This window comes from Corallococcus llansteffanensis, assembly GCF_003612055.1.
In the GTDB taxonomy this organism is placed as follows: Bacteria; Myxococcota; Myxococcia; order Myxococcales; family Myxococcaceae; genus Corallococcus; species Corallococcus llansteffanensis.
This window is the reverse complement of sequence record NZ_RAWB01000571.1, coordinates 1-6,357: the sequence shown is the minus strand read 5'-3', so window position 1 is coordinate 6,357 and position 6,357 is coordinate 1. Positions and strand designations below refer to the sequence as shown.

Genomic DNA, 6,357 nt, shown 5'->3' with positions numbered 1-6,357 from the left:
CCCCCGACCCCTGTCGCTCCTCCGCCCTCTCCCGTGGCCACCGGCACCTCCTGGCGCGGGACGACCTCCAGCTTCCCGGCCTCCGCGAGCAGTGCCTGCGCCATCGCCACCGAGCCCTTGTCGCTCAGGTTGGGATTGGCGAACTCATACGAGAGCGTCTTGGTTCGCGCCGGCTTCTCGGTCGTCTGCAACTGGTAGGTCAGCCGGTACTTCTTCCCCGCGCGCGTCACCTTCGCGGTGACCGTCAGGTCCGCCGCCCCTTCCGCCTCCGGATCCACCACCACCTCGGTGGAGCCCGCCTGCCGCAGCGCCTCGTCCAGGCCATACCGGGTCCGCGCCTCCACCGTGGGGGCGCTCAGCCCTTCTGCGTCCACCTCGCTGCTCACCTGCGTGAGCTTCAGGTGCAGTGGATCAGCGAGGGACGACAGGGGCAGAAGGGTCGCGGCCAGAAGCATGCTGGCACGCACCCGGAGAGCACTGGGGCGCATGAGGAGGTCCTCGAAGAAATCGTGTGGGAAATAGAGCGAGCAACCAGACGACCCGACGCTGTCGTTATTCACCGGCAGCGGACCGTCCGCGGCGCCCCGTGTCGGCGTGAGCCACGGGCCGCGTGATACCTTTCACGTCTCCGCGCACGCTCACGAGTCCTGTCGCCCATGCCCAGCCCCTGGTTCGACGTCCCCTATGTGTTCTGCCGCCTGCGCCTGACCGTCTCGCATGCCTTCCGGAAGAAGGAGGCCGGAGGAGGTGCGGATGCCCTCGTCACGTCGCACAGCACCGACTACGTCGTCGCGGGCACGTTCCGACTCCAACGCATGAGGGACAGCCTGCGTCCCTACTTCTCCAATCCGAAGGTGAGCCTCCGGGTCGCGGGTTGGTCGCTGTCGGGGATGTCGTCGGGGAGTGGGGAGAGCGCCTTTGAGACGGGCACGCGGAAGGACTTCGCCGGGAGCACGACACCGGGCCCCGTCATCCTGGAAATCTATCCAGACGACAAACACCAGGCCAACTTCCAGACCCAGGACGACAACGCATTTGAAATCAAGCTGGCGACCCACTCATGGGAGCGCAGCGGCGCGGGGTTCAACCAGGAGGCGCGTGACACGGAGGAGGGCCACATCAGCTTCCTCATCCAGCAGCCCTTCCCGGCGAAGCCGGGCGAGGTGCGCCTCCAGGACAAGCCGCCCTTCGTCCTGCTGAACACCCCCTTCTGCCTTGCCGTCACCGCCTGTGAGCCCCCCCGCATCTCCGGCTCCTTCCGGCTCACGCCCGGGCTTCCCGCCTTCCGCATCGTGGACGACACGGTGGATCAGAACCCCATCCCCCACTGCCGCGTGCGCGTGCAATGCCCGGATGGCGTGGCGCGCGAGTTCGTCGCCGACGATGCGGGAGAAATCTTCATCCCCCGCTCCGGCAAGGACGTCTACACGCTGCTGGAGGTCCTGGAGGACGCCGCGCCCCTCTGCCTGTCGCGGCCCGCGGGTTGGACCATTGAAGCCATGCCGGACCAGCCCTGAACCTCCTCCTCGCGAGACACCCTCCGACCCATGCCGAATCTCGACGCGCTGTTGAAGGACACGATGCTGCTGACCGCGGCACCCGGAGCGCCGTGGAAGGACTTTGGCGGCGACAAGGTCCACGCCGAAGCCTCCGCCACCCCGAGCGCCGGAGCGCGCTGGGCCTGGACCCATGACCCCGGCAACGCCGGACAGGTGAAGCACCTCACCTATCACCAGCTCGACACGCCCTGGTATTCCGAGCAGGTCGTCACCGTCCTGGACGAGCTCGTCTGGCATCCCATCGAGCTGGTCCATCGCGGCACGGCGCTGACGCTGGAGCTCTCCAAGGAGTTCCTCCTGCGCAAGTACGAGGCCTCCAGCGGCTCCATCGCCGCGAAGAAGTCCCGGCACTGGATCCCCGCGGACATCGACCGGGGCATGCTGCTCGTGTTCGGGTTCCAGGTGAACCTGCGCGGCCCCGGCGGAGCCGTCACGCTGGAGCCCATCCCGCGCGAGGTCCTGGACCGGGCGGACTTCATGCCGGCGCCGGGTGCACCCGCCGCGCCCAAGCCGCCCGTCATGAAGGTGAAGCCCACGGAGACGGGGACGCTGCAACTCGCGCCGCTGCGCGTGCTTGTGTGCGCGGAGTTCGTCTGCTGCAAGGAGCGCAACGACTACGTCCCGCATTCGTTGGCGCGCACCGCCCGGTTCCGGCCGCACCTGATGCTCATGAGCAACCGGCCCCTGGAGCGGATGGCCGCGAAGGTCAGCATCCGCCGTCCGCCCATGTCCACCATGGCGCATCACGGGGGCGGAGTGCCCCCGGCGCCGCATGACCCCCATGCGCCGCATGACCCCCACGCGCCGCATGACCCCCACGCGCCTCACGCGATGGGCGGCCCCCGGTCTGGCGATCCGGATGATCAGGACGAGATGCTGCACGAGATGTCCACGGGCATGTGGACGGACTCGAACTCGTCCGCGCTGGCCTGGGACAAGATCGCCAACACGGTGCACCCCCCGTTCTGGTCCTCCGTCTTCTCGCGCGTGAAGACGAACCTCCCCACGGGCACGGCCTTCCTGATGGCCTCGCCCGACATCCCGGGGGGGCCCGGGTTCCTGGCGCACACCTGGAACCCCTCGATGAGGAAGTACGTGGCGCATCAACAGGACCTCAAGCCGCGCCAGGGCTACTTCGACAACATCCACGTGGCCCCGGCCATGCGCGCACCGAAGAGCATCCGCAGGGCCGTCGCGGGCAAGAAGGGGCTGAAGCTGGATGACATCATCATGGCGCCCTTCTGCATCCATGACTGTCTTCACATGCACTGGCGCTGGTGCCCGGCGGACGAGCCCTGGCTGTGGGGGTGGGACGAGACGGGGCCCTATGCCGTCTCGGGGGCGCCGCACATCCCCGTCCATCAACACCTGCGCGTCGAACTGGAGTCACCCCACGCGTTCGCCTACTGCGTCCGCGCCGACAAGGGGCTGGAGGCCGGGCGCTGGCAGTACATCCTGCACGAGGGGCTGGCCTACGGGACCAACACGAGCGAGGAGTGGAAGGGCAAGGCGATGCTGGCGGCCATGGAGTTCCTCTCGTCGTGGCCCTCGGCGGCCATGAGCTCGTGGGCGATGTTCTACTGGACGCTGCGCTACTGGCGCTTCGGAGATCAGGCCATGGATCGGCTCCTGGAGGACGGGGCGCCCGTGCCCCCGACGTAGGGCGCCCGCCCGCGGCGCGCGTCCGCGGTGTCCGTTCCTGGGACGCGCCTTTCGCGCAAGCGGTCAGCGCGCCCGGGCCCCGGCGCCCGGGCCCCCTGTTTCCGGGCACTTGCCCTGACACCACGCCCTGGCACGCGGTTCGCTATGTCCCTGGCCGTGGACATCCCGAAGGCACGCGCTCCTCGCCGCAAACCCTATCTCCTGGCCGCCCTGGGCCTGGTCGTGCTCGTGGCCATCACGGTGGGCCTGTCCCGGCTGCGCCCCGCCGCGCCCACGGTGGACCGGGCCTCGGTGTGGCTGGACACGGTGAAGCGCGGCCCGCTGGTGCGCCAGGTGAAGGGCTCCGGCACGCTCGTCCCCGAGTCCATCCGCTGGCTCACCGCCGACACCGCCGGCCGCGTGGAGCGCATCCACGTGCGGCCCGGCGCCACCGTCATCGCGGGCACGCTGCTCATGGAGCTGTCCAACCCGGACGTGCAGCTCCAGGCGCTGGAGGCCGAACGCCAGCTCGCGAGCGCCGAGGGTGAGTTCCTGGAGCTGCGCGAGGTGCTCCAGACGCAGCGGCTGTCCCAGCAGGCCGCCGTCGCCGCCCTCACCGCCGAGGTCGCCGACACCGCCCGCCGCGCCCAGGCCAACACCGCGCTGTTCGAGAAGTCCTTCGTCGGCGACCTGGAAACCAAGCAGGTCAACGAGAAGGCGGAGGAGTCCCGCCAGCGTCTGGAGTTGGAGCGTCAGCGCCTGGACGTCATGTCCCAGAGCCTGCGTCAGCGCCTGGCCTCCCAGCAGGAGCAGGTTGAGCGCCTCAAGGCCGTGGCGCGCTTCCGCCGCCAGCAGGTGGAGTCCATGAAGGTGCTCGCGGGCGAGAACGGCGTGCTCCAGGAGCTGCCCCTGGAGCTGGGCCAGTGGGTGACGCCCGGCGTGCTGCTGGCCAAGGTCGTGAAGCCGGAGAAGCTGAAGGCGGAGCTGCGGATCGCGGAGACCCAGGCGCGCGACATCCTGCCGGGCCTGAAGGCCCTGGTGGACACGCGCAACGGCGTCGTCGAAGGCACCGTGGCCCGCGTGGCCCCCGCGGCCAGCCAGGGCACCGTGCAGGTGGAGATTGCCCTGCCGGACGTGCTGCCGAAGGGCGCCCGGCCGGACCTCACCGTGGAGGGCACGGTGGAGATTGAACGGCTGGACAACGTGCTGTCGGTGGGCCGCCCCGCGGGGGCGCAGCCGGACAGCACGCTGGCCCTCTTCCGGCTGCTGCCCGAAGGCGACGAGGCGGTGCGCATCCCGGTGAAGCTGGGGCGCGGCTCGGTGAACGCCGTGGAGGTGGTGCAGGGGCTGGCCGAGGGTGACCAGGTGGTGCTGTCGGACATGACCGCGTGGGATGCGGTCGAACGCGTGAGGCTGCGATGATGACGACGACGACGAACGACAGCGAGGCCCGGGTGCCGGGCGCGGTGCCGGGCAAGGCGCTGCTCCAACTCGATGGGCTCACCAAGGTGTTCGAGACGGAGGAGGTGGAGACGCACGCGCTGTCCAACATCCACCTCACCATCCGGCAGAACGAGTGGGTGGCCATCGTGGGCCCCTCGGGCTCCGGCAAGTCCACGCTGCTCGCCGTGCTGGGGCTGCTCGACACCGCCACGCGCGGCAGCTACCTGCTGGATGGCCGCAGCGTGCTGGAGCTGTCGCCCGCGGACCGGGCCAAGGTGCGCAACCAGCACATCGGCTTCATCTTCCAGAGCTTCAACCTCATCGGCGACCTCACCGTCTTCGAGAACGTGGAGCTGCCGCTCACCTACCGGGGCCTGCCCGCCGCGGACCGCAAGCAGCGCGTGGAGCGGGCCCTGGAGCGCGTGGGCATGGCGCACCGGGCGCGGCACCTGCCCGGGCAGCTCTCCGGCGGTCAGCAGCAGCGCGTCGCCGTGGCGCGCGCCGTGGCTGGAGACCCCCTCATCCTCCTGGCGGACGAGCCCACGGGCAACCTGGACTCGAAGAACGGCGAGGCGGTGATGCAGCTGTTGTCCGACCTGCACAAGGCGGGCTCCACGCTGTGCATGGTGACGCATGACCCGGCGCAGGCGCGCATCGCCACGCGCACGGTGAGCCTCTTCGACGGCCGCGTCGTGCAGGACGAACAGCTTCGCTGAAAAGAAGGGGATGCCCATGGACCGCGTGCTCAATGACCTGCGCCATGCGCTGCGCACCCTGCGCAACGCTCCCGGCTTCACCGTGGTGGCGGTGCTGACGCTGGCGTTGGGCATCGGCGCCAACAGCGCCCTGTTCAGCGTGGTGAAGGGCGTGCTCCTGACGCCGCCGCCCTATCCGCGCCCGGAGCAGCTGGTGCACCTGGCGCCCGACTTCGCGGCCTTCGGGCTGACGGCGGTGTCCAGCTCCGTGCCGGAGTACCGCGACTACGTCACGCACACGCGGGCCTTCTCCTCGCTCGCGGCCTTCCACCGGGGCGACGTGACGCTCACCGGCCAGGAGTCCCCCCGGCGCTTCCACGCCATCACGGGCACCGCCTCCTTCCTGCCCACGCTGGGCGTCAGCCCGGTGCTGGGCCGGGGCTTCACCGAGGAGGAGGAGACGCCGGGGCGGGACAAGGTCGTCATCCTCACGGACACCGTCTGGCGGTCGGCTTTCGCGAAGGATCCGGAGGTGCTGGGCCGCACGCTGCGGCTCGACGGGGTGGCGCACACGGTGGTGGGGGTGCTGCCGCCGGGCGTGGCCTACCCGGAGGACACGGAGCTGTACCTGCCCTTCGCGCCCGCTCCGGACCAGAAGGAGGAGGCCCGCCGGGGCAACCGCAACCTCGCGGTGCTGGCGCGGCTCAAGCCCGGCGTGACGCTGGACGCGGCGCGAGCGGACCTGGTGCGCATGGGCGCCGAGCGCCCGCCGGAGCTGGTGCGGAGCTACAAGGAAGCCGGCTGGTCCATGAGCGTCACGTCGCTGGAGGACAAGATGGTGGGCGGCGTGCGCAAGACGCTGTGGCTCCTCTGGGGCGCGGTGGGCTTCGTGCTGCTGGTGGCGTGCTCCAGCGTGGCCAACCTGCTGCTCGCGCGGGCGGTGGCGCGGGGCCGCGAGGTGTCCATCCGCGCGGCGCTGGGCGCGGGGCGCGGGCGGCTGGTCGCGCAGTTCCTCACCG

At 70.4% G+C, this 6,357-nt stretch carries 6 protein-coding genes; 5 read left to right on the top strand and 1 reads right to left on the bottom strand.

Annotation, left to right across the window (positions count from 1 at the left end; genetic code table 11):
- Nucleotides 1-455 (bottom strand): polysaccharide deacetylase family protein (locus tag D7V93_RS35350; RefSeq protein ID WP_147451506.1); only part of this gene is annotated, 455 nt, incomplete at its 3' end.
- Nucleotides 456-656: 201 nt separating this feature from the next.
- On the opposite strand from D7V93_RS35350, the gene D7V93_RS35345 reads away from it, so the two are divergent.
- The 5 genes from D7V93_RS35345 to D7V93_RS35325 form a co-directional block, all read left to right on the top strand.
- Nucleotides 657-1,517 carry a hypothetical protein gene (locus D7V93_RS35345; RefSeq protein WP_120647551.1) on the top strand — a complete coding sequence of 287 codons (861 nt, stop codon included), beginning with the start codon at nt 657-659 and terminating at the stop codon, nt 1,515-1,517.
- A gap of 30 nt (nt 1,518-1,547) precedes the next feature.
- Nucleotides 1,548-3,221: a hypothetical protein gene (locus D7V93_RS35340; RefSeq protein ID WP_120647550.1), complete on the top strand. Its 1,674-nt coding sequence runs from the start codon at nt 1,548-1,550 to the stop codon at nt 3,219-3,221.
- Between the two features lie 144 nt (nt 3,222-3,365).
- Nucleotides 3,366-4,622 (top strand): efflux RND transporter periplasmic adaptor subunit, encoded by a 1,257-nt coding sequence (locus D7V93_RS35335; RefSeq protein ID WP_244237695.1) that lies wholly within the window; start codon nt 3,366-3,368, stop codon nt 4,620-4,622.
- Complete coding sequence (locus D7V93_RS35330) at nt 4,619-5,359, top strand: ABC transporter ATP-binding protein (RefSeq protein ID WP_120647549.1); 741 nt, start codon at nt 4,619-4,621, stop codon at nt 5,357-5,359. Before D7V93_RS35335 ends, D7V93_RS35330 begins: the two co-directional genes overlap by 4 nt.
- A 16-nt stretch (nt 5,360-5,375) precedes the next feature.
- Nucleotides 5,376-6,357 (top strand): ABC transporter permease (locus D7V93_RS35325; RefSeq protein ID WP_208723260.1); only part of this gene is annotated, 982 nt, incomplete at its 3' end.